Raw genomic sequence first — 24090 nt, 5'->3', positions numbered from 1 at the left:
TTGCATTTCGGGAAAGTTGATTGTATTTTCGCTTACTTGATTGTATTTCGAGAAAGTTGATTGTATTTTTGTAAACTTGATTGCATTTCAGGAAAGTTGATTGTATTTTCGCTTACTTGATTGCATTTCGAGAAAGTTGATTGTATTTTTGTAAACTTGATTGCATTTCGGGAAAGTTGATTGTATTTTCGCTTACTTGATTGTATTTCGAGAAAGTTGATTGTATTTTTGCTTACTTGATTGTATTTCGAAAAAGTTGACTGCAATTTCGTTAACTTGACTGTATTTTGCCAAACTTAACCGCAAATCGCTGAACTTACTCTTATTTCTAATCGACCGCTAATAACAGATGATCATAAAACTGACTAGCTGTTGCACTAACCTGACAACATTGCTGCGATTACTCGTCCCACCGAAAAGATTTGGGACTGGGGCTCAGAATAAGTAAGACACTTATTCTTGCGATGCAAATGCTTCGTAGCTTTCCTTTGTGTGATGACTCGCCCCACCGAAGATATTTGCGATTACTCGTCCCACCGGAAACATCTGCATGACCTACATCCTGTAGGCCCAACTCCCACTGATTGAAGTTTCGTTTTATTTTAACTAATACCAAAAAAAGCATAATGACAGTGGTTTTTCTCATTTCCAATGCATAACTTTAACTATAGCTATCAAGAGGAGAATGAGAATGAAAGTTGATGCGGTATTTTCAGGTGGTGGTGTGAAAGCATTTGCCTTTGTTGGAGCGCTAGAAGCAATGAGTAAAAAAAAGATTGAGATTGTCCGGGTCGCAGGTAGTTCAGCTGGAGCCATTCTCGCCGGTTTAATTGCCGCTGGATATCAAGCTTCAGAAATGAAACAGATCATGCTTGACCTAAATTTAAAAGAACTATTAGACGGTGAGAAGTTAGAAAAATATTTACCTTTTTTAAAGTGGATTTCTCTTTACCAAAGTTTTGGACTATATAAAGGACAATTATTCGAGAAATGGCTCTATCAACTTTTAGCTGCAAAAGGTATTTATACTTTTGGTGATTTACAAAATAATCAATTAAAATTGACAACGGCAGATTTAACCCTAGGTCGATTAATGATTTTACCAGATGATTTGAAGCAAACGTATGGGATTCTGCCAGAGCGATTTTCAGTTGCTAGAGCTATTCGGATGAGTGCGGGTTTGCCTTTCTTTTTTAGACCAGAAAAAATCTATGATCAAGAAGCGAAGAAACATATCATGGTCGATGGTGCCTTGTTAAGTAGTTTGCCTCTTTGGCTATTCAAAAAACCAAATATTAAACCTATCCGACCAGTCATTGGTTTCCAACTCCAGTCTAAAGAGAAATATTTAACTAATTATCAAATAAAAAATGGTTTGCAATTTGGGAAAACATTGATAGGAACGATGCAGCATGCTCAAGATTTAAGATATATTTCCAAATATGATCAACCAAATATCGTTTTCTTAGATACTGACCATGTTAATGTTGCTGACTTCTCGTTGACCAAAACAGATCGATTGGAATTAGCTAAAATTGGTGAGGCAAAGACCAGACAATTTCTTGAAAAGTCATTCACTTAAATAAAAGGAGAAAGCTGTTGCACAATGAAGTATACGTTGTCCAAGAGCTTTTTTCTTTGTCGGTATTAAACATGCGATTAAAACATTTTATTCAATTTTTTGGCTTGCAATTTTGCTTGAAACATCGGTAGATGTGCTGTATCTGACATTTTGAATTGAGTTGTTGATCAAAATACCGAATAGGAGTGCTCTATCCGACACTTTGACTTGGGGCTTTGATTAAAATACGTGATAGAGGGTCTCTATCCGAACATTTTGAATTGAGTTGTTGATCAAAATACCGAATAGGAGTGCTCTATCCGACACTTTGACTTGGGGCTTTGATTAAAATACGTGATAGAGGGTGTCTATCCAACATTTTAATTTGAGTTGTTGATCAAAATACCGAATAGGAGTGCTCTATCCGACATTTTGGCTTGGAGCTTTGATTAAAATGCGTGATAGAGGGTCTCTATCTAACATTTTAATTTGAGTTGTTGATTGAAATACCGAATAGGAGTGCTTTACTTTGCTTTTCTAGGTGGGAATTAAGATGGTGAAGGAGCTTTGATATTCACGCAATGGGTTACCCGTACTATCGATTAGATTGTACAAAAATAAGAAGCTGTCACAAGATGTACATCATACATTTTGCAACAGCTTCTTCTCCTTTTGGTGATTATAGAGACATGGGTCTTTTCTTCGATGCTTTTTTTCCATCTATCACGCGTAAGTGTGGAGGGTTAGTCGTTTTTCTTTTTGAAAGAGGGTTAACCCTTTTAGGTTTGACTTTACTTATTTGACTTTGCTGACGTTTTTTTTGTCGCATCTTTGATTGTTTGACAGCTTGACGGTATTTTTCTAATTCATCTTTATTGTGTCGCTTTCGAATGATAAAAAAGTAGACGAGAGAATAGACTATTATGGCGCTGATTATAAACAATAGAATATTTTTTACCCATTGTGAAGGATTTGCGAAAAGCGTGTTAGCTAATCCCAGTATTGCTAAAGTCAGAGTGATTAGCAGGAATGGAGACAGTCGCCTTTTTTTAATCATGTTATTACCTCTTTTCTTAATCTATAGTTTCATTTATCAGAACTCATTATGGGTCTAGTGTAGTTAATTTTTACTTGATAATATTATCTTCCCAAAAAGACATCTTCTTAATCTCTTATTTACAGTATCGCCAGAAGAATGACATTTATTCATAACTTACCTTAAATGAATAACTTCATTTTATTTGGAAAAAATGATGAAGAGGTGATTAGGATGCAACGTTTAAATAGAAAGAAAGAATCAATTCAAGTATTGAAATGGCGAGTGGCTGTGACAGGTTTTTTTGCAGGAATCATTTGGTCTACTGTATGGACTATATTAGCCTTTTTCAATTTTACTAAATTATCGCCTAGATCGTTTATTTTAGAAACGTGGGTACAAGCAAAGTGGGCCGATCGATGGTATGGTGCATTATTAGCCATTTTTATTATCAGTCTGTTATCTATACTTATCGCATATATTTATTATTTATGTTTCAAGAAATTAACAGGTATGTTACCAGGGCTAATTTATGGTGTTGTAATTTGGTTGCTGCTTATTTTAACAAGCTCAAATATATTTGCCCATATTCCTTATATAAATGAACTAGATAGGGATACTTTGATTACGACCTTGTGTATTTTGTGCATTTACGGTGTTTTTATTGGGTACACTATTTCTTATGATTTTTTAGATCAGCCTACCTCCAATAAATGAATTCTAGCTCCCCTAACTATCGTCAAATTATATCTAGATGTGGTACACTAAATGATGGTGTTAGATTGACAAAACGAAGGGTGGAACAGATTGATGACTAAATTAGAAAAATTAAGAGAAACATTATCTGGACAAGAATTAGATGGTTTAATTATTACAAATCCATATAATCGTCGCTATATTAGTGGTTTTACTGGTACTGCTGGTATGGCTTTATTGACTAGAGATGATCAAGTTTTTATCACAGATTTTCGTTACACAGAACAAGCCACAGAACAAGCTGTTGGCTTTGAAATTATTCAACACAAACAATCGATTATTAAAGAATTGGCAGAGCAAATTAAGAAGCGTGGACTAAAAAGAGTGGGTTTTGAACAAGATAATTTAACTTATTCTGCCTATCAACAATATACTGAAATTATCCCTGCAACATTAGTGCCTACTTCTGGAATTGTTGAAGAGATCCGCATGATAAAAACGGATGAAGAACTTGCTATTATGTATAAAGCGGCTGAAATCTCTGATCTTGCCTATGATCATATTTTAAAAACGGTTGAACCCGGGATGACTGAAATTGAAATCTCAAATAAATTGGAATTTGAGATGAGAAAGCATGGGGCAACGTCATCAAGTTTTGATACCATTGTTGCTTCTGGTTATCGTTCAGCTTTGCCACACGGTGTTGCATCTGATAAGAAAATTCAATCAGGTGAGCTTGTAACATTAGATTTTGGTGCTATTTATCAGGGTTATTGTTCAGATATGACGCGCACTTTTGCAGTAGGGGAAATTTCTGAACAGCTACATGATATCTACCATACGGTTCTTGAAGCACATTTAAAAGGATTAGACGGAATAAAAGCTGGCATGACTGGAAAAGAAGCTGATGCTTTGTCGAGAGATTATATTAAAGAAAAAGGTTATGGTGAATATTTTGGTCATGGTACGGGTCATAGTTTAGGTTTGGAAGTCCATGAAGAACCAAGGCTATCACCTGCAGGAAATACCGTTTTAACTGAAAATATGGTTGTGACGGTTGAACCGGGAATTTATATTCCAAATGTTGGTGGATGCCGAATTGAAGATGATATTGTGATTACGAGTGATGGAAATAAAAGCTTGAACAAAGCGCCAAAAGAGCTTATTATTTTATAAGTGATCAATATATGTTTGTTTATCGCAGTGAAACTGGCTGGCCGGCAAAAACACCACGTCCTAGGACTGGAGCTTAGAATAAGAAAGACACTTATTCTTGCACTATCAAAAAATAAAAGATTTTATTGGCGATAGTTTAAGTCAAACGATGGCATTCGCCATAAAAACTTGGCGATAAGCTGACTTTTTCTAAAAAAAGGCTTTAGGGAGGTTTATGTATGATTTCAGTAAATGATTTTAAAACAGGTTTAACGATCGAAGTAGAGAATAGTATTTGGCAAGTGGTTGAGTTTCAACATGTTAAACCGGGGAAAGGTGCAGCTTTTGTTCGATCCAAGTTAAAAAACTTGAGAAATGGGCATTTGCAAGAGAAAACATTTCGTGCGGGTGAAAAAGTGGCTAGAGCTCATATTGAAAATCAGAAGATGCAATATTTATATAGCTCGGGAGATATGTACACATTTATGAATATGGAAACTTTTGAACAAATAGACTTATCAGCAAGTCAAATTGAGTATGAAATTAATTTTCTAAAAGAGAATATGGAAGTCAATGTTATTTCATATCAAGGAGAAACAATAGGGGTAACACTACCCAAAAATGTTGAGTTAACGGTTGTTGAAGCTGATCCAGGGGTTAAAGGGAACACGGTAAGTGGTGGTTCAAAATCTGCTGTACTGGAAACGGGATTAACAGTACAAGTCCCGATGTTCATCAATGAAGGTGATCAATTGATTATTAATACAGCTGAAGGCAAATATGTTTCACGTGTGTAGTTTAAATAGACTAAGGAGATTTCAATCTTCTTAGTCTATTTTTTTTTGTACTTTAATATTAAATATAATTAAGAAATGAACTCGAGAGAGATAAAAATTCCTAATAAGAAAACCAATCACTCAAAGGACTTTTGATTAAGTTCCTTACGTCCTATGAAAACGTCAAAGCCAGTATATTTATGGACAAGTAAAGATAAGCAAAGGAGAATTTTTCTGATAGTTAAACACTTTGATTAGTTGAAGATTAAAACTAGATTGTCATATTCATTTTTGACTTTCATATATTAGAAATAATCATAATCAAAGCTAAAGTGAGGGAGGACAGCTAATGATAAATAATATTGTCACTTTATTTCCAGACAAGTACCGGCAAGTCCTATTAGCTTCACTTCAAAAAAATTGGGCTGAGATAGAAGAGATAAGAGTTAGGATTGATCGCCCCTTAGAGCTTGTTCTACAGTCTAATTTCATAACATTAGACCAGCTAATCTTAAACGAAGATGATGGACAATTCATTTTAAATCAACTGAGTGGTTTTTCTCGTTATAAATTTGAAGAAGAACTAAAGAGAGGCTATATAACGATTGCTGGTGGTCATCGTGTTGGTATTGTAGGAAAAACCGTTTTGGAGAAAGGTTCAATCAAACAAATACAAGCGATATCTTCTTTTAATATAAGAATTGCAACAGAAAAAATAGGGGTTGCTAATTCGGTTATTAAGTTTTTACTAAAGAAAGATAGTTATAGTAATACACTTATTATCGGTCCGCCACAGTCTGGTAAAACAACTCTACTAAGAGACCTCGCTCGTTTAATAGGAACAGGATGGGGACAAGTTCCAGCGCTGAAAGTTGGAATTGTAGATGAGCGATCCGAGATTGCTGGATCTAAAAATGGTATTCCACACTATAATGTCGGTTTACGTACTGATGTTTTAGATAGCTGCCCTAAAAGTGAAGGCATGATACTGATGATTCGTTCAATGTCACCAGAGATGTTAATTGTTGATGAGATGGGTTCTATAAATGATATTGATGCGATTCAAGAATCCATTCGTTCAGGTGTAAACTTAGTATGTTCATTGCATAGTGATAGTTATCAATCAGCAAAGAAAAGGAAACAATTTGCTCAATTAATAGAAGGAAAATACTTTGATCGTTATTTAATACTAGACCGAAAGAAAAAAATCACCGTTCTAAACCAAGAGGGGCGAAACATTAGTATGGATCGGGGGATGCATAATGAATTGGATTGGAGCCATTCTCTTAATTACAGCCACCTCCTTAATCGGATTTGAGAGGGCATCACGACTTAAGAAACGACCAGAGCAACTATTACAGCTGAAAGCAGCTCTTCAAATTATGGAGGCTGAAATGGTTTACAGTCAACATTCAATCGTCGATGTTTGCTTTCACATTGCTAATCAAATGCAAGCACCTATCAAACAATTTTATCACTCGATTGCGACACAATTAAGCGAAAATGATAATTTAGCGGTTTTATGGGCGGCAGAATTGGATCAATTAAGTCATTATTCAGCATTAGAAAGCGATGAATTAAATATTATGAAACAATTTGGCAATACGTTAGGTCACTTTGATTTAACACAACAGCAAAAACAAATCCAGTTAACAAGTGTTCACTTAGATCGATTGTTAACAGAAGCACAAAACGATTATTCAGTTTTTAGTAAGGTATATCGCGGCATAGGTGTCCTTTCAGGTATTCTAATTGCACTTATACTGATATAGAAAGGAGCAAATATGATGCAACAAGATGCTTCAATTATCTTTCAAATTGCAGGGATTGGTATTGTTGTGGCAATGATTCACACAATATTAAAACAAATGGGCAAAGAGGAATATGCACAATTCATTACGCTTGTTGGATTTATCATCGTCTTAATGATGGTTATCGATAGTATTGCTGATCTTTTTCAACAAATAAAATCGATCTTTTTGTTTCAAGGATAGCAAAATGCCGATCGCTCAAATTATTCTAATTGGCCTCATCGCAACCTTACTTATCACATTACTCAAACCCTATCAACCAACGATCGCTTTTGTTCTTCTTATTTTAACAACTGTTTTTTTATTCTATTTTATCTTAGTGCCATTAGGAGAAATGATCGCTTTACTCCGATCGTTGGGAGATCGCTTTCGATTAGAATTTACTTATTTAGATACTGTTTTTCAAATCATTGGGATTGCTTATTTAACAGAGTTAGGTGCTCAATTAACAAAGGATGCTGGTTTAAATTCGATTGCAACTAAAATTGAATTAATTGGTAAAATATCAATTCTTTTTGTCTCAGTTCCTGTATTAATGGCAGTTATTGAGACGATTATTCACTTCATTCCCTATTAATCGGATTTGTCGGGAGGCTATTATGTACGACACCGTAAAATATTTTTTAATACTATTCCTTATTTTTTTTGCCTTTCAACCTGAAACTCATGCCCAAACAACTGAAGTAGAAGAAGAACCATCGTCAACCAGTGATTTGTTAGAGCAAATGGATGTCAATGAATTAGAAACATATTGGTCTGAATTTCGAAATGAATACCATGATTATTTACCAGAAGTAGATAAAATAACCGTAAAAGATCTTATCACAAATAATCAGCAGCTATCCCCAATCAGCTGGATTCAAGCATTTATCGGCATGATTGGTCATGAATTAATATTAAATGGGAAATTGCTAGGGCAATTACTTATTATTGCCATCATTTCTGCATTGATAAAAAATATTCAGTCTTCGTTTCAGTCAGAAGCGGTTACCGTTGTTGCTAACTTTGTCCTAATGATTTTATTAACAACTTTAGCTCTTCAAAGTTTCACTGTTATTAGCCAATTGATTACGACAACAATTAGTCAGATTCATAGTTTTATTATTTCGTTATTACCTTTGCTGTTAAGTTTAATGGCAACTTTAGGCGGGGTTATTTCAGCTTCCTTTTTTCATCCGATCATTGTGACTTTTCTTTATCTTATCGTGATGTTGACAGATAAAGTATTTGTTAATTTTATCTTTTTATCACTGATCCTTCATCTAGTCAGTCAAATGAATAAGACCTTTCAATTAACAAAGTTAGGCGATTTATTACGACAATTTAGTTTATCATTAATGTTTGTATGCTTAACAGTGTTTTTAACTGTCTTATCGACACAAGGTGCGGTGACAGCCATTCAAGATGGACTAACAGTCAAAACGGCAAAATTTGTTACTAACAATTTCATTCCTGTTGTGGGGCGAATGTTCTCAGAAGCAACTGAAACCGTTTTTGCAGCTACACAAGTATTAAAAAATGGCCTTGGACTATTTGGCTTGATATTTATTCTTCTAATTGTTGGTTTCCCAATTATTAAAGTCACTATTGTTGGATTATTTTATAAATTTGCTGCAGCAATTCTTCAACCGATTGGTGATGAACAAGTGGTAAAGAGTATCTCGATTATTTCTGATCATATTTTTTATTTGCTTGCTATTTTACTCGTTATTTCATTTATGTTTTTAATGACGATTGTTATGTTACTGCTTGCAAGCAATTTAACACTAATGATTCGATAGGGGGATGATCAATTGAATTTTTTAACAAATTGGATTAATCAAATGATCATTCTAGTTATTATTATGATGATAACAACCATGATTTTACCCGATCGTAAAATGAAGAAGTACGCCCAATTTAGTTTATCGTTAATTTTTATTTTATTTTTTATTCAGCCAATCACACAGCTTTTCAATCTTAATCTTGTGAATGAATCGAGTAAAGTTATAGATTCTATTCTTGGTGATATGTCAACTCAAGAAGTAGAAGATGCAGTCGATTTGCAAAAAAGTGAAATACAAGCCTCTAATGATGCATATGTTATAGAAGAGTTGACCAATCAATTAAAAAAAGAAATGGGGGCGGAATTTGCTCAAGACTTTGATTATCATCTTGACGATATCGTGATCATATCAGAAAACAGTGAAAACATTGATCCTGAAACACTGACATTCCATTTTCAAATCACAGAGGCAGAAGATAACCCTTCAGAAATTGATCCAGTCATTATTAATACAAGTAAAACCAAGGATCAGAAGGAAGCAGATTTCAATGATTATGATCAGGATATGATCAATTGGTTTAGTGAGAAATTAGAAATTGATCAAACGCAAATACGACTATCTTGGGAGGGGGGGTAGTATTGGACAATCCGTTTAAAAAAATGCTTGATTGGTTAAATAACCAACAATCTAATCGAAAATTAACAAAATCAAATTATCTAATTATTTTAGCTTGTATAGGTATTATTCTTTTAATAATCAGTCAATGGTTTACATCATCAAATCAAACGGAGGTGGGTGATGGAAATCAATCTGCTGTACTAGATGAAGAAAAGACTGAAACGTTTGCAAACAAAGATGTGAATGACCCGCTTTTTGATTTAGAACAAGCTTATCAAAGTGATCTGTCTGAAATGCTTGAAAAAATCGCAGGAATTTCAGAAGTTGAGGTGATGGTTAACTTAGAGGCAACAGGTGAAAAGGTTTATGAAAAAAACTTGATTGTTGGAACCCAAACTACTGTGGAATCTGATCAAGGCGGTGGAACAAGAAATATAGACGATTTAACCGAGGAGCAACAAGTTGTTATCATCAGGCAAGGAGATACAGAGGTTCCTTTAATTGTTCAAAGTAAAAAACCTGAGGTCAGAGGGGTTCTTGTTGTTGCAGATGGGGTGGAACAAATACAACTCAAGCAATGGGCAACAGAGGCTGTTTCAAGAGTATTGGATGTCGCTCCTCATCGAGTATCTATTATGCCAAGAAGCAAAGGAGAGGGCTAGAATGTTAAAAAAACAAACGGTTTGGTTATTGACTTTATTGAGTTTAATGATTGTTTTAAGTGTTTTTTACATGAATTCACCAAATGGAGATGACTTTTCATTTATATTTCAAGAGGAAACAGATGGGGAAACAGAATTAACATCAGAGGATTTGGCAGATATAGATAATGATTTAATGATAAGTTCAGAAGTAGATGATTTTGATAATAGTGAGGGTGATGATCAGGAACAATCAGATATTTCATCAGTCAGTTCAGATGAAGAACTTTTCACCGTGATTCGAATGGAACTTGCTCAGTCACGCAGCAGTCAAATTGAACAATTAGAATCTGTTGTTGCCTCGAATGCAGCAACAAGTGAAGAGAAAAATGATGCCTACGAGGAAATGCAAAAAATTGATCAGTTATCTACTAAAGAATTAATTGTTGAAGAGAGTTTAAAAACAGAATATGGCTACTCTGATGTTCTGGTTCGAACAATGGATGATAATATCATCGTGACGATAAAAACCGATTCCTTGTCTGATAAAGAGGCTAATCAAATTATGAGAACAGTCTATGATGAATTTGGTGCCATGCAGGTTCAAGTAAAATTTCAGCCATCTAACACGTAAAATACAATGTAAACGGATTTGATAAAAGTGGGGTTGTTACACAATGAAGGAGTGAGTTGTGCAACAGCTCTTTTTTATTGCAAAAAAAGAATAGTTGCAGTTTTAGCCATCTTTTAATAGAATATTAAGAGTAATAGTTAGTACCTGTTATTAATATATATTTATAAAATTGTAACAAGGGGTGGTTAGATGTTAACAATTAATGAAATGAAAGAACTAATTAAAACATTAGATGAATCTTCTTTAACGGAATTTGTTTATCAGACAGATGGTGGGAAATTACAGTTAAGAAAGCAGCATGGTCAATCAAATATAGTAGAAGTGGCTAACAAACAAGCCAATAGTGAATTACAAGTGATTAAAGAACAATCGATAGAAGAGCCGGTTACAAAAGAAGACAAGCAAGCTGAACATACAAATGCTGGTTATGATTATGAAATCACGTCCCCTATGGTTGGTACCTTTTATCTATCTTCATCACCTGATAGTGATCCTTATGTATCAGTTGGTAATCAAGTCACTAAACATACAGTGGTCTGTATGGTTGAAGCGATGAAATTATTTAATGAGATTGAAGCAGAAGTAGATGGGGAAATTGTTGAGATTCTTGCTGAGAATGGAGAGCTTGTAGAGTATGGTCAACCTCTATTTGGGGTAAAGCAAAACTAGGGGGGGCGCTGAAATGATAAAGAAAATTTTAATAGCTAACCGTGGAGAAATTGCGGTTCGGATCATTAGAGCTTGTAAAGAGCTTGGTATTCGAACCGTTGCTATTTATTCAGAAGCAGATGCCGATGCACTTCATGTTCAGTTAGCTGATGAAGCCTATTGTATTGGACCAGCAAATAGTCAAGAGAGTTATTTGAATTTTACGCCAATTATGAGTGTAGCTAATTTAACGGAAGTGGATGCTATTCATCCAGGTTATGGTTTTCTTGCTGAGAATGCTGATTTTGCTGAACTATGTAGTAAGTGTAATATCACCTTTATTGGACCCAGTGTTTACGCGATTCAAAAAATGGGAACTAAAGATGTAGCTCGTCAAACAATGGAGTTAGCTGGTGTTCCAATTGTCCCTGGCTCAGCTGGTGTGATAAAATCAGATCAAGAGGCGCTTAGCCTAGCCAACCAAATGGGGTATCCGGTTATTGTTAAAGCCACAGCTGGTGGCGGTGGAAAGGGTATTCGTATTGTACGTGAAGAAGCTGATTTATTAAAGTCAATTCGAGTGACTGAACAAGAAGCAGAAAAAGCATTTGGAAATCCTGGTGTCTATCTTGAAAAGTATATTGAAAATTTTTCACATGTAGAAATACAAGTACTAGCAGATAACCATGGAAATGTGATACACTTAGGTGAGAGAGACTGCACTGTCCAGAGACGTTTGCAAAAACTCATCGAAGAAACACCTTCTCCAGCAATTGATGAATCGATTCGTAGCAGAATGGGTGATGCAGCTGTTAAAGCCGCTAAAGCCGTAAACTATTCTGGTGCTGGAACGATTGAATTCATTTTTGATAAAACGACACATGCTTTTTATTTCATGGAAATGAACACACGAATTCAGGTAGAACACCCAGTTACTGAAATGGTTACGGGGATTGACTTAATTAAAGAGCAGATTAATATAGCGAGTAATCAACCTTTAGGGATCAAGCAAGAGGCTGTTCAACTCAATGGCTGGGCGATTGAATGTCGAATCAATGCAGAGAATCCATTTCGCGATTTCTTACCTAATCCGGGGCAAATCGAGCTTTATTTACCTCCAGGAGGATTGGGAATAAGAGTTGACTCAGCTGTTTACCCAGGCTATAAAATTCCGCCTTATTATGATTCGATGATTGCCAAATTAATTGCTTATGGTGAAACAAGAGAAGAAGCGGTCAGTCGAATGAAAAGAGCTTTAAGTGAGTTTTTTATCGAAGGTATACCGACTACTATTCCATTTCATCAAAAGGTGATGGAACATTCCGTATTTTTATCGGGAGATTTTAATACGAAATTTCTCAAATTATACCCAATTGTAGAAGCAGAGTTAGACGGGTAAGGACAAATTGAGCAGTTTAGATTAACTCTAAAGGAGTGGATCGTCATGAGCGAACAAACTATTTTAAATGTAAGTGAAGATGCAAGTTTAGGAAAAGTTGAAATTGCTCCAGTAGTGATCGAAGTAATTGCTGGTATTGCTACGACAGAAATAAAAGGTGTCTATTCACGACGAGGAAATTTTGCTACTGATGTTGCCGAACGATTCGGGCTAAAATCGCATGGTAAAGGAATTAAGGTTGAATTAACGGAAACGGGTGTTGTTATTGATGTATTTGTTGTTTTTGACTATGGTGTAACGATCCCAGTAGTTGCCCAAAAAGTTCAAGAAAATATCAGGCTAACATTGAAAACAATGACGGCATTAGAAATACAAGAAATTAATGTCCATGTTGTCGGTGTTCAAATGGAGAAAGAAGAACTGCAAGAAGAACAAGGCTAAGCAAGGATAAGAAGACCCTAGAGAGAGAAACTCTGAGGGTCTTCTTATCATTAATCGATAAAAAAATGTCTTATCGCCAATCTTAAAAATCCTCGACTAAAACCTTCACTCTTTATTACAATGCCAAAGTTAATACATTTATGTGTGAGTAAAGACAAAGGAATATGAGTTTTTCATATTGTAATAAAGCACTTATAAGAATAAAATAAGGATATACTTAAAAGTCAGTTGTGACATCGGATGACCATATTATATTTTCAGAATTGAATTCAATGTGCTATTATTGTCTTTTAAAGTCGAAAATGATAAAACAGAAAAATCGAATAGATTATATGCAAGGAGAATTCAAATGAATCGTAGACTTGGAAGAGAAAAAGCATTTCAAGTGCTTTTTTCAATGGATAGCAAAGATTATGATGTGAATGAGGCGATAGAATTAATTTTAGAAGAAGAGCCTAATGAATTTGTATCGACTCTGATCTATGGCGTTGTGAAAGAAGTAGGGGTTATTGATCAAAAAATAGAAGACCATTTAGAAAATTGGGCAATGAAGCGATTAGCCAATGTTGAAAAAACTCTTTTACGAATGGCTACCTATGAAATCTTCTCTGAACTAAATACACCAAAAGGGGTTGCCATCAATGAAGCGATTGAACTTGCTCACATTTATGGTGATGAGAAATCAGGGCAATTTATCAATGGTGTACTAGCAAAGATGAATAAATAAGGGAGATGTTCAATCATGACAGCAACAATTATTTATGGTAATCAACTTGCAGAAGCATTGCGACAAGAAATGAAAGAAGAAGTGGCTAACTTAAAAAAGAGGGGCATCCATCCAAGATTAGTTGTTATCTTGATCGGTGATAACCCAGCCTCAAAATCTTATATTTCTGGAAAACAAAAAGCTGCTGACTTTGTCGGGATTCAATCTGAATTAATAAGCTTACCAGCAGAAACATCAGAAAATGACTTATTAGATTTAATTAAACAATTAAACCAGGAATCAGATGTGAATGGTATTTTAGTTCAGCTTCCATTACCTGAACACATTGACGAGCAATTGATCATAGAAGCTATTGCTCCAACTAAGGATGTTGATGGATTTCATCCGATTAATATTGGTAAAATGTTGACAAATCAAGATACATTTTTGCCGTGTACACCTTATGGAATTTTGACAATGCTTAAATTAAAAAGAATTGAGCTAGCTGGAAAACATGCCGTTATTATTGGTCGTAGCCATATTGTTGGCAAACCAGTTGGACAACTTCTACTCAATGAGCACGCAACCGTTACGTATTGTCACTCAAAAACTTCAAATATGAAAGAAATTGTCCAATTAGCAGATATTGTTATAGTTGCTGTTGGTCGGGCTAATATGATTGATCATTCATACATTAAATCAGGAGCTACTGTTATTGATGTTGGTATTAATCGGACTGAAGATGGATCGCTTACAGGAGATGTTGATTTTGATTCAGTGAAAGAAAAGGCAGCATACTTAACGCCTGTACCTAAAGGTGTAGGGCCCATGACCATTACGATGTTAATGAAAAATACGATCAAAGCAGCTGTCAATCAAGCAACAAACTAATCAGTTAGGTGTGAATAATAATGCCAGATAAATATTTAACTGTTACAGCCTTAACCCGATATATCAAACGAAAATTTGAATTGGACAAGCATTTAACAACCGTATGGCTTAAAGCAGAAATTTCAAATTTTAAGCATCATAGCCGTGGGCACATGTACTTTACGTTAAAGGATGATCATTCAAAAATCTCAGCTGTTATGTTTGCAGGTTACAATCGTTCACTTCGGTTTCAACCTGAAAGTGGTATGCATATTATTGTTAAAGGTGAGGTTTCAGTCTATGAGCCCATGGGTCAATACCAACTATATGTCCATGAAATGATCCCAGATGGTATTGGCGCCCTCCATTTAGCTTTTGAACAATTAAAAGAAAAGCTAGGTCAGGAAGGATTATTTGAACAAACGGGAAAAAGGGCGATTCCTGATTTTCCTGATCATATCGGCATCATTACTTCGGAAACTGGGGCAGCTATACGAGATATTTTAACGACCATTAATAGACGTTATCCGATCGCTCAACTTACTGTTTTCCCTGCACTTGTTCAGGGTGATCAAGCCAAAGATGATCTTGTGAGGAAAATTTATCAAGCTAATCAAGACTCAACTATTGATGTGCTTATCGTCGCTCGAGGTGGAGGATCGATCGAAGAGTTATGGCCATTTAATGAAGAGATCGTTGCAAGAGCTGTTGCTAATTCTAGTCTGCCTGTTATTTCAGGTGTAGGTCATGAAACAGATCTGACAATAACCGATTTGGTAGCCGATTTAAGAGCGCCGACACCTACGGCTGCCGCCGAATTAGCTGTTCCATTATTAGCAGAACTCGTTGAGAAAAATCTCCAAATTAAAAGATCGTTAAATCGTGAGTTCAAAGCACTTGTAACAAGAAAAAGGGAACAATTAAGTCACTTACAAACGAGTTATGCATTTAATTATCCAAAACAACTGATCAGTCAGAAAGAACAAGAATTAGATCGATTAGTTGATCGGTTACAAAGAAGTATTGATGAATATTTACATACTAGTAAGCATTCTTTTCAACAACTTTTTGCCCAATTAAAGTTTAAAGATCCAAGGCACCAAATCAATGCCTACCAGCAACAGAAGGAATTTTTAGTACAATCTTTACAGGCGAGATTTGAACAAATTATTGATAAGAAAGCTTTTCATTTTGATACACAGCTTAATAAATTACATTTATTGAGTCCTTTAAACACAATGAGGCGAGGTTATTCCATTGGATATGGTGAACAAGGACAGATTATTAAAACCGTTAAACAAATCGAGCCAGGTGATCAAGTAAAACTTAAATTGGTTGATGGATCATTAGACTGTCAAGTATGGGGAATAGAGGAGGATGATCATGACTGAAAAAAAGCGAAGTTTTGAAGAGGTTATGTTGGAGTTAGAGGAAATCGTAAAAAAATTAGAAGAAGCTGATGTTCCTTTAGAGGATGCTATATCTTATTATCAAAAGGGAATTGAATTATCCAAGTGGTGCGATGAAAAGTTAGCACAGGTTGAAAAACAAGTCGCTAATATTGTTAATGACGAAGGAGAAAGTAAATCAATTGAAATAGAGGAGGAATAAAAAAATGATCGATGATTTGGAAACGTTTATTGCTGCAAACCAAAATGTTATAAACCAAGCGATCGTAGAAAAGGTTCAAAGTGCTATGATTCCTCCTTTTCTAAAAGAATCAATGCTTTACTCAATTAAGGCTGGTGGAAAAAGAATTCGCCCTATTCTTATGATCGCAAGTGCAGAAGCGTTTGGAGGCAACAAACATGACGTACTGCCAGCTGCCATTGCACTTGAAATGGTTCATACATATTCTCTGATCCATGATGACTTACCAGCGATGGATGATGATCAGTTGCGGAGAGGGCTGCCAACCAATCATATTCAATTTGACGAAGCAACCGCTATTTTAGCTGGTGATGGACTATTGACCATGGCTTTTCAGGTGATTTCAGAAGCAGAACATTTATCTGCTGAACAAAAAATCACGATTATTAACCGTCTTAGTGAGGCTGCGGGTGCAAGTGGCATGGTAGCGGGTCAAATACTAGATCTAAAAGCTGAAGATCAAGCGATTGGATTAGAAGAAATGGAGCAGATTCATCATTTAAAAACAGGAGAACTACTGATCTTTGCAATGGAAATGGGCGCTTATATTGCGGGTGCTTCTGGCACTGAGCTTAAAGCGATTAAGCAGTGTGGCAAGCATATGGGCTTAATTTTTCAAATTCAAGATGATATTCTTGATGTTCAGGGACAAGAAAGCAAAATAGGAAAGCAAGTGGGTAGTGATTTAACCAATGAAAAGAGTACTTATCCTAAATTATTGGGAATAGATGGTGCGATAAAAGAAAGACAAAAGAATGTAGATTTAGCTCATCAAGCTTTATCACAGGCAAATATCTCAAATTCAACACTAGCTTTTTTAATTGATTATTTGAGTAATCGTGATCAGTGATAGAAGGGTAAAGGGGATTAATTCTGTGAGTAGTTTAGAATTCTTCTGGGCATTATTAGCAGTATCATTTAGTATAGATATTCTCCTGCACATTTTTCCTGAAAGACAAGCGATGAAAATGTTATTAGTATACCACGTTTACTCTCCAAAGGAGAATTATGATTTTTCAAAAACCTTAAAAAAATTATAAGTTATTTGCCCATTTTTTTGTGGAATGGTCTTGATTTATCGTATATTATGGGACATATAGTATCTAATATAAGTATTTGGGTGTTTTTTATTTTAGCGATAATGGCTAGTCAATATTTAACTAACTCTGTAAAAAAGCAATAATTATGTAATAAGTTATAGTATGTGTTCAAAATAATCAGAAATTTATTGAAAAATAATTGACATATATGATAAAAAATGAAATTAGTCAAATATACTGACCTATGATATAATATATTCATAAGGGATGGTGCAGTATTCTAGTCAATTCTCCGTTCTTGAAGGCAGGGCTAAAAATCTGCCAAAGGGCACATCGATGAAGTTCCTTGTGTCGGCTTGAGGCGCCCAGCCTTGGGTTGATGCTGGGAGTTAAGGTCGTAGGGCGATCCACAAAGGCATGTGGGCGTTGACCCTGCTTCCGTGGAGGCCCATTTTCGTTACAACACTTTAGCCAAAGTCATGTAATGGGATGGGGTATGAACCTGATCAACAGCTAGTTTTTGTTTTGACTTGTTGTTGACAGCGTAGCCTGCCTTGAGTGATTTCTGAGGGGATTATAGATGATTAATCAAGTATTAGTGGCCACTAATACTTAGTTGTACTATATGAAATCAGAATTGCAAAAGAGGCTAGGGAGCGGTTAAGAATTGTTGAGGAAATCTCCTAGACTGTTCCTTGGACATTTGAAGGGAATTATAGTACGGACTAAGTGGCAATCCAGTCTAGCTTTCGGTGACGGAGCTAAGATATATTTAATGGGGAACCGCCTGAATGGCAACATTCGGTATATATCTGGGAAAACCTACTGGACCTAAGCCGTAGTTTTTACTTTTCAAGTGACCATCCCAATTACATATTGACTTGAGGGAAGCGTTAATGGCAAAATCAAATTCAAATACAGGCCAACAATTAAAAAAATCAATCATGTTTAGCATAAGTATTGCCGTTATCACATTTGTGTTAGCGGCAATTTTTTCAGTTATTTCATCTACTATAATGAATGGTGTTATTTGGGGAGTAGGAATCCTAATTGTCCTCATTATTATCTTTGTTGGAATTTTCTTCGATACACTTGGTATTGCTGCTACTGCTGCTGTCGAGCAACCATTTCATGCAATGGCGTCAGAGAAAGTTTTTGGTGCAAAAGAAGCTGTTTATATTGTCCGTCATGCAGATCGGTTTGCAAGCTTTTGTAATGATGTTGTTGGTGATATTTCCGGAATTATTAGTGGAACGGCATCCGCGTTGGTTGTGCTCCAGTTGGCACAAGTATTTGGACACGGTGAAGGATCAGCTGTACAGATAACCATTAATGTCTTAATGACAAGTGTCGTGGCGGCTTTAACAGTAGGTGGAAAAGCGATTGGTAAATTCTTTGCGATAAATTATAGTACAAATATAATCATTTATGCAGGTAAAATACTTGCTATTTTTAACAATAGACCTAAACTAAAAAGGACTCGAAAATAGTGCAAAATGGTAGATGATAGGGAGGGCTCCCAAATGTTAGATCTTACTAAAATAAAACATCCTGCTTTTTTAAAAGAATTAACGATTGATGAATTAAATGTATTAGCAAATGAAATTCGTCAATTTCTAATTGGCCAATTAGCTGAAACAGGAGGGCACTTAGGATCTAATTTAGGAGTTGTAGAATTAACGATAGCCCTACACAGTGAATTTAATAGTCCTGAAGATAAAATTTTGTTTGATGTTGGTCATCAATCATATACACATAAGATTTTAACAGGAAGAGCAGCTGAATTTAAGACATTAAGGCATTATAAAGGTTTATCAGGTTTTTTGAAAAGAACTGAAAGCGACCATGATATATGGGAGGCTGGACATAGCTCAACATCACTTTCTGCGGCGATGGGAATGGCACTTGCTCGTGATTTAAACAAGCTATCACAATATATTGTACCGCTGATCGGGGATGGCGCATTGACTGGCGGAATGGCGCTTGAAGCGCTTAATCATATCGGCGCTGAAAAAATAGATCTAATTGTTATTTTAAACGATAATGAAATGTCAATTGGTCATAATGTTGGAGCTATACATCAAGCGTTAGCAAGAATGCGCAGTGCGGGTAACTACACGAAGGTAAAAGAAAGTTTGGAATCATTGTTGCTGAAAGTTCCTGGCATTGGTGGATTATTAGCTGATGCAACAATGCGCATGAAGGACAGCATGAAATATTTAATGATACCCGGTATCTTATTTGAAGAATTAGGCTTCACTTATTTTGGTCCGATTGATGGCCATGATATCCAAATGTTAAAAAAACACCTTTCATATGCTAAAAAAACTAAAGGTCCTGTACTGATACACGTGATTACTAAAAAAGGGAAGGGTTATTTACCAGCAGAAAATGATAACAAGGATAAATGGCATGGTGTGGGTCCTTATCATATTAAATCAGGTGAAAAGATTAAAGGGGTCAATCAATCGATTTCATGGAGTAAAGTTGTTACTGAGGCGTTGATTGATCAAGCCTCTAAACATCCAGAATTGGTTGTGATCACGCCAGCCATGATTTTGGGGTCACAACTAGAAGCCTTTGCAGAAAAATATCCTGATCGACTTTTTGATGTTGGCATTGCGGAGCAACATGCCGCAACGATGGCTGCTGGATTAGCCACACAAGGTGTTAAGCCGTTTCTTTCTATTTACTCAAGCTTTTTACAACGTGCTTATGATCAAATATTACATGATATTTGTCGGACAAATTTAAATGTTATTATTGGTATTGATCGAGCAGGTTTAGTGGGAGCAGACGGAGAAACACATCAAGGCGTTTTTGATATTTCATTTTTAAGAGCTTTACCCAATATCGTTATTATGATGCCTAAAGATGAAAATGAATGTCGCGATATGATTGAAACAAGTATGCATTATGAGGCTGGACCTATTGCAATGCGCTATCCGAGAGGTCAAGCACCTAATGTATTAGTCAGAGAAAAGAGTCATTTGATCCCAATCGGTAAATGGGATGTTTTAACTCAAGGAAAAGATCTAACCCTATTAACATTCGGTAATATGGTTTCTGTTGCAAAAGAAGCCGTTCGTATTTTAGCAAGTCATGATATATCAGTTGAATTAGTCAATGCTAGGTTTATAAAGCCGTTAGATAAAAATTATTTAATAAATTTATTTCAATCTGAGCGACCAATACTTACAATAGAAGAAGCTGTATTAGCTGGTGGATTTGGAAGCTCGATCATGGAATTTGCAGAGGAATCAAATCATTCACATGTAAAGATAAAAAGAATGGGTATTCCTGATTACTTCATTCAGCATGGTGATGTGAAATCATTACTTGATGAAGTTGGTTTAACAGCGACACAAATTATTAAAGAGGCTGAGCAAATGTTGCCTACACTTAAACAAAGGGTACGATATAATGACAAGTAAAAAAATCAGACTTGATGTCTTATTAGTTGAAAAAGGGTTAATTGAAACACGTGAAAAAGCAAAACGCTCGATTATGGCGGGACTTGTCTTTTCCGGCACGACCCGCTTAGATAAGCCTGGTGAAAAAGTTGCCGAGGATATACCTTTGATGATAAAAGGGAAAGAACTTCCATATGTCGGACGTGGCGGGTTAAAGTTAGAAAAAGCACTTCAAACATTTGATCTTGATCTGACGGATCGGATTATGGTTGATGTGGGTTCATCGACAGGTGGTTTTACTGATTGTGCTTTACAAAATGGAGCAAAGCTTTGTTATGCTGTAGATGTAGGTTATAATCAGCTTGCATGGAAATTAAGAAATGATGATCGTGTCATCGTTATGGAACGAACGAATTTTCGTCATGCGACTTCTGATTTATTTACTCATGGTTCACCTAATTTGGCAACGATTGATGTTTCATTTATCTCGCTCCAATTAATCTTTCCTGCCTTAGCAAAAATAATAACGGATGGAGCTGATGTGATCGCTTTAATTAAACCCCAATTTGAAGCCGGGAGAGAGCAGGTGGAAAAGAAAGGGATTGTTAGAAAGCCAGAAGTACATCAAGAGGTCTTATCCTCAACGTTAAGATTTGCACAAGAAAGGCATTTTATTTTAAAAAAATTAACCTTTTCACCAATCACCGGTGGAGATGGAAATATTGAATTTCTAGCCCATTTTGTTTATCAACCAGATCAAAAGACTCCGGCTGTTGATTGGTTTGAAGAAATTACAACAACAGTTTTAAAGGCACATGAAGAGCTTAAATAACTAGTAAAGTTAAGAAAGGAACGGCCAAATGAAAAAAGGACAACGACATATTAAAATTCGAGAATATATCGCCAGTCATGATGTAGAAACGCAAGATGATTTAGTTGATATTTTAAGAAGCGAAGGATACAACGTCACGCAAGCTACAATTTCTCGAGATATAAAAGAACTTCATTTAATCAAAGTACCAATGGAAGATGGTCGTTATAAATATAGTTTGCCTGCCGACCGGCGTTTTAATCCTTTAGAAAAGTTAAAACGCTTAATGCAAGACGCATTTATAAGTTTAGATAGAGCAACTCATTTTCTCATTTTAAAAACCTTACCTGGCAATGCCAATGCACTTGGAGCCTTAATTGATCATTTAGAGTGGGATGAGATATTAGGCACTATTTGTGGTGATGATACGATATTAATTATTTGTAAAGACGAGGCAGTTACCGAAAAAATTGAAAAAGATTTTCTGAAAATGCTTTAAAATTCTTGAAATTATTTGAGGTGATCCGTTTTGTTAACTGAACTTTCCATTCAGAATTTCACAATTATAGATCAACTAACGATACCATTCAATGAAGGTTTAACAGTTTTAACTGGTGAAACAGGTGCAGGAAAGTCGATTATCATTGATGCCATTCAACTGTTAGCTGGAGGTAGAGGTTCTGTTGAATATGTACGTTATGGAAAGCAAAAGGCTATATTAGAAGGCTTATTTACGGTTGAAGATAATAAACATGCCATTTTTAAATTATTTGATAATTATGGGATTGAGATGGACTCAGAAGGAATGGTTGTATTACAGCGCACGATCAGTGCAAAAGGAAAAAGTATTTGTCGTGTGAATGGTTCATTAGTAACATTAGCTATTTTGCGAGAATTCGGTCAAACCTTAATCGATATTCATTCACAACATGAAACGCAGTCTTTGTTAGATTCAAATCAACATCTCCATTTGCTCGATTTATTTAATCAGGAGGATAGTCAAGACGCTTATGATGATTATAAGAAGGTTTATCAAAAATTAAAGAAAACAAAAGAAAAATTTCATCAATTAAATAATAATGAACAAGAAATCATCCAAAGACTTGATTTACTCCGTTTTCAGCTTAATGAAATTAAAACTGCTGAATTAACCTTAAATGAGGATGAAGAGTTAAGGAAAGAAAGAGAAAAACTCGTGAATTTTGAACAAATATATCAAAATGTCCAGGAGGCATACAATGCCTTAAAAGGTGAGCAAAAAGGTTTAGATTGGCTTTCCTTAGGATTAACAGCACTGGAAACAGCTAGTACGTATGAACCTGAATTACAAAAAAAATCTGAGGACTATTCAAACCATTATTATATGCTCGAGGAAATAAGCTTTCAATTGCGCCATTATTTAGATGATCTGGCTTATGATCCTAATCGATTAGCTACAATTGAAACACGCTTGAATGAATTACAGTTGTTAATTAGAAAATATGGCGATACTGTAAATGATATCTTAGAATATGCTGCTAAAATCGAAGATGAGATTGATCAATTAGAAGACCGAGATCAATCGATTCAAAATATGACAGAACAAATCAATGAATTATCAGCAGATGCAATTGTCGAGGCCAATCATTTACATGACCTTCGGATGAAAGCGGCTAAACGATTAGTAAAAGTTATTAAAACGGAATTAGAAGACCTTTATTTAGCTAAAGCAAAATTTGAAACAGAAATTTCGATCAGAGAAGGAAAATCGGATGATCCAGAGTTTGCTGGTAAACCTGTGCATTTAGGTCAATCAGGCTTCGATCATGTTCGTTTCTTACTTTCAACAAATCCTGGAGAGCCTGTTAAACCGTTGGATAAAGTGGCTTCAGGCGGGGAGTTATCAAGGATTATGCTTGCCTTTAAAAAAATTTTTGCTAAGTATCAAGGAGTGACAAGCGTTATTTTTGATGAAGTGGATACAGGAGTAAGCGGACGAGTAGCACAAGCTATTGCTGAGAAAATTTATAATATTTCCCTTGAATCACAGGTTTTATGCATTACCCACTTACCACAAGTTGCTGCAATGGCAGATCACCACCTGTTAATTGAAAAACAATCATCTAAAAATGAAACCTATACAACGGTTAAAGAATTAAGTCAGATGAATCGCGTCAATGAATTGGCAAGAATGACAACCGGAACCAAACTTACAGACGCCTCAATAAGTCATGCTGAAGAATTAATCAACAGTGCAAATACTTACAAAAATAGATAATAAATCAACAATTGATCGAAAAGAAGTTTATTGCCACCATAAGCTTCTTTTTCTTTTTGTCAAAAGGAAATCTTCTCTTTTTTTTGAGAACTTTACTGGGTTTAAAAAAGTCGATTCAAGGTCAAAGTAAAGGTACAGAAAAAAACAAATCAAAAAGAAAA

The 24090-nt window shown here is 35.4% G+C and carries 27 protein-coding genes; 26 read left to right on the top strand and 1 reads right to left on the bottom strand.

All coding sequences use genetic code 11. The annotated features are described in order from the left end of the window. Positions 1-691 precede the first annotated feature (691 nt). Positions 692-1582 (top strand): patatin-like phospholipase family protein, encoded by an 891-nt coding sequence (locus ACS127_RS14980; RefSeq protein WP_440895833.1) that lies wholly within the window; start codon positions 692-694, stop codon positions 1580-1582. Positions 1583-2240: 658 nt separating this feature from the next. Here the strand turns inward: ACS127_RS14980 and ACS127_RS14975 are convergent. Then, positions 2241-2618, bottom strand: a complete 378-nt coding sequence (locus tag ACS127_RS14975) for an SA1362 family protein (RefSeq protein WP_440895832.1) — start codon at positions 2616-2618, stop codon at positions 2241-2243. Positions 2619-2831: 213 nt separating this feature from the next. On the opposite strand from ACS127_RS14975, the gene ACS127_RS14970 reads away from it, so the two are divergent. The 25 genes from ACS127_RS14970 to recN all read left to right on the top strand — a co-directional run bounded on the left by ACS127_RS14970 (position 2832) and on the right by recN (position 23929). Continuing rightward, a complete protein-coding gene (locus ACS127_RS14970) occupies positions 2832-3314 on the top strand; it encodes a YqhR family membrane protein (protein ID WP_440895831.1) in 483 nt (160 codons plus the stop codon). Positions 3315-3407: 93 nt separating this feature from the next. Then, on the top strand, positions 3408-4469 hold the full coding sequence (locus ACS127_RS14965) for a M24 family metallopeptidase (protein WP_440895830.1): 1062 nt from the start codon (positions 3408-3410) through the stop codon (positions 4467-4469). 218 nt (positions 4470-4687) lie between these two features. After that, positions 4688-5245 (top strand): elongation factor P, encoded by a 558-nt coding sequence (efp, locus tag ACS127_RS14960; protein WP_440895829.1) that lies wholly within the window; start codon positions 4688-4690, stop codon positions 5243-5245. A gap of 328 nt (positions 5246-5573) precedes the next feature. After that, positions 5574-6542, top strand: coding sequence for a stage III sporulation protein AA (spoIIIAA, locus tag ACS127_RS14955; RefSeq protein WP_440895828.1), 969 nt, complete (start codon positions 5574-5576; stop codon positions 6540-6542). Next, positions 6487-6996, top strand: a complete 510-nt coding sequence (gene spoIIIAB, locus ACS127_RS14950) for a stage III sporulation protein SpoIIIAB (RefSeq protein ID WP_440895827.1) — start codon at positions 6487-6489, stop codon at positions 6994-6996. Before spoIIIAA ends, spoIIIAB begins: the two co-directional genes overlap by 56 nt. A gap of 15 nt (positions 6997-7011) precedes the next feature. Further along, complete coding sequence (gene spoIIIAC, locus ACS127_RS14945) at positions 7012-7218, top strand: stage III sporulation protein AC (protein ID WP_440895826.1); 207 nt, start codon at positions 7012-7014, stop codon at positions 7216-7218. A 4-nt stretch (positions 7219-7222) separates the two neighbouring features. Continuing rightward, a complete protein-coding gene (gene spoIIIAD / locus ACS127_RS14940) occupies positions 7223-7612 on the top strand; it encodes a stage III sporulation protein AD (protein ID WP_440895825.1) in 390 nt (129 codons plus the stop codon). Positions 7613-7634: 22 nt separating this feature from the next. Then, positions 7635-8816: a stage III sporulation protein AE gene (gene spoIIIAE, locus ACS127_RS14935; protein ID WP_440895824.1), complete on the top strand. Its 1182-nt coding sequence runs from the start codon at positions 7635-7637 to the stop codon at positions 8814-8816. A gap of 12 nt (positions 8817-8828) precedes the next feature. Further along, complete coding sequence (gene spoIIIAF, locus ACS127_RS14930; RefSeq protein ID WP_440895823.1) at positions 8829-9437, top strand: stage III sporulation protein AF; 609 nt, start codon at positions 8829-8831, stop codon at positions 9435-9437. A 2-nt stretch (positions 9438-9439) separates the two neighbouring features. After that, the gene (gene spoIIIAG, locus ACS127_RS14925) at positions 9440-10081 is read left to right on the top strand and encodes a stage III sporulation protein AG (RefSeq protein ID WP_440895822.1); all 642 of its coding nucleotides are present in this window, start codon (positions 9440-9442) and stop codon (positions 10079-10081) included. 1 nt (position 10082) lies between these two features. After that, positions 10083-10694 carry a SpoIIIAH-like family protein gene (locus ACS127_RS14920; RefSeq protein WP_440895821.1) on the top strand — a complete coding sequence of 204 codons (612 nt, stop codon included), beginning with the start codon at positions 10083-10085 and terminating at the stop codon, positions 10692-10694. Positions 10695-10883: 189 nt separating this feature from the next. Then, positions 10884-11363 (top strand): acetyl-CoA carboxylase biotin carboxyl carrier protein, encoded by a 480-nt coding sequence (accB, locus tag ACS127_RS14915; RefSeq protein WP_440895820.1) that lies wholly within the window; start codon positions 10884-10886, stop codon positions 11361-11363. A 13-nt stretch (positions 11364-11376) separates the two neighbouring features. Beyond that, the gene (gene accC, locus ACS127_RS14910; protein WP_440895819.1) at positions 11377-12741 is read left to right on the top strand and encodes an acetyl-CoA carboxylase biotin carboxylase subunit; all 1365 of its coding nucleotides are present in this window, start codon (positions 11377-11379) and stop codon (positions 12739-12741) included. Positions 12742-12786: 45 nt separating this feature from the next. Continuing rightward, positions 12787-13182, top strand: a complete 396-nt coding sequence (locus ACS127_RS14905; protein WP_440895818.1) for an Asp23/Gls24 family envelope stress response protein — start codon at positions 12787-12789, stop codon at positions 13180-13182. A gap of 349 nt (positions 13183-13531) precedes the next feature. Next, the gene (nusB, locus tag ACS127_RS14900) at positions 13532-13909 is read left to right on the top strand and encodes a transcription antitermination factor NusB (protein ID WP_440895817.1); all 378 of its coding nucleotides are present in this window, start codon (positions 13532-13534) and stop codon (positions 13907-13909) included. Positions 13910-13924: 15 nt separating this feature from the next. After that, positions 13925-14779, top strand: coding sequence for a bifunctional methylenetetrahydrofolate dehydrogenase/methenyltetrahydrofolate cyclohydrolase FolD (gene folD, locus ACS127_RS14895; RefSeq protein ID WP_440895816.1), 855 nt, complete (start codon positions 13925-13927; stop codon positions 14777-14779). A gap of 20 nt (positions 14780-14799) precedes the next feature. Then, positions 14800-16149: an exodeoxyribonuclease VII large subunit gene (gene xseA, locus ACS127_RS14890; protein ID WP_440895815.1), complete on the top strand. Its 1350-nt coding sequence runs from the start codon at positions 14800-14802 to the stop codon at positions 16147-16149. After that, the gene (gene xseB, locus ACS127_RS14885; protein ID WP_440895814.1) at positions 16142-16369 is read left to right on the top strand and encodes an exodeoxyribonuclease VII small subunit; all 228 of its coding nucleotides are present in this window, start codon (positions 16142-16144) and stop codon (positions 16367-16369) included. Before xseA ends, xseB begins: the two co-directional genes overlap by 8 nt. Before the next feature lie 4 nt (positions 16370-16373). Next, positions 16374-17258: a polyprenyl synthetase family protein gene (locus ACS127_RS14880; RefSeq protein WP_440895813.1), complete on the top strand. Its 885-nt coding sequence runs from the start codon at positions 16374-16376 to the stop codon at positions 17256-17258. A gap of 25 nt (positions 17259-17283) precedes the next feature. Beyond that, on the top strand, positions 17284-17448 hold the full coding sequence (locus ACS127_RS14875) for a hypothetical protein (RefSeq protein ID WP_440895812.1): 165 nt from the start codon (positions 17284-17286) through the stop codon (positions 17446-17448). A gap of 896 nt (positions 17449-18344) precedes the next feature. Then, positions 18345-18938 carry a hypothetical protein gene (locus tag ACS127_RS14870; RefSeq protein ID WP_440895811.1) on the top strand — a complete coding sequence of 198 codons (594 nt, stop codon included), beginning with the start codon at positions 18345-18347 and terminating at the stop codon, positions 18936-18938. 33 nt (positions 18939-18971) lie between these two features. Further along, the gene (gene dxs / locus ACS127_RS14865) at positions 18972-20882 is read left to right on the top strand and encodes a 1-deoxy-D-xylulose-5-phosphate synthase (protein WP_440895810.1); all 1911 of its coding nucleotides are present in this window, start codon (positions 18972-18974) and stop codon (positions 20880-20882) included. Then, positions 20872-21693 (top strand): TlyA family RNA methyltransferase, encoded by an 822-nt coding sequence (locus tag ACS127_RS14860; RefSeq protein ID WP_440895809.1) that lies wholly within the window; start codon positions 20872-20874, stop codon positions 21691-21693. The genes dxs and ACS127_RS14860 overlap by 11 nt, the downstream gene beginning before the upstream one ends. A gap of 28 nt (positions 21694-21721) precedes the next feature. Then, entirely contained in the window at positions 21722-22171 is a 450-nt protein-coding gene (ahrC, locus tag ACS127_RS14855; protein ID WP_440895808.1) for a transcriptional regulator AhrC/ArgR, read from the top strand. A gap of 30 nt (positions 22172-22201) precedes the next feature. Continuing rightward, entirely contained in the window at positions 22202-23929 is a 1728-nt protein-coding gene (gene recN / locus ACS127_RS14850) for a DNA repair protein RecN (RefSeq protein WP_440895807.1), read from the top strand. Positions 23930-24090 lie beyond the last annotated feature (161 nt).

The sequence above is a fragment of the Amphibacillus sp. Q70 genome, assembly GCF_052055485.1.
In the GTDB taxonomy this organism is placed as follows: domain Bacteria; phylum Bacillota; class Bacilli; order Bacillales; family Amphibacillaceae; genus Amphibacillus.
The sequence above is the reverse complement of the archived record's forward strand: the minus strand, read 5'-3'. Positions and strand labels throughout refer to the sequence as shown.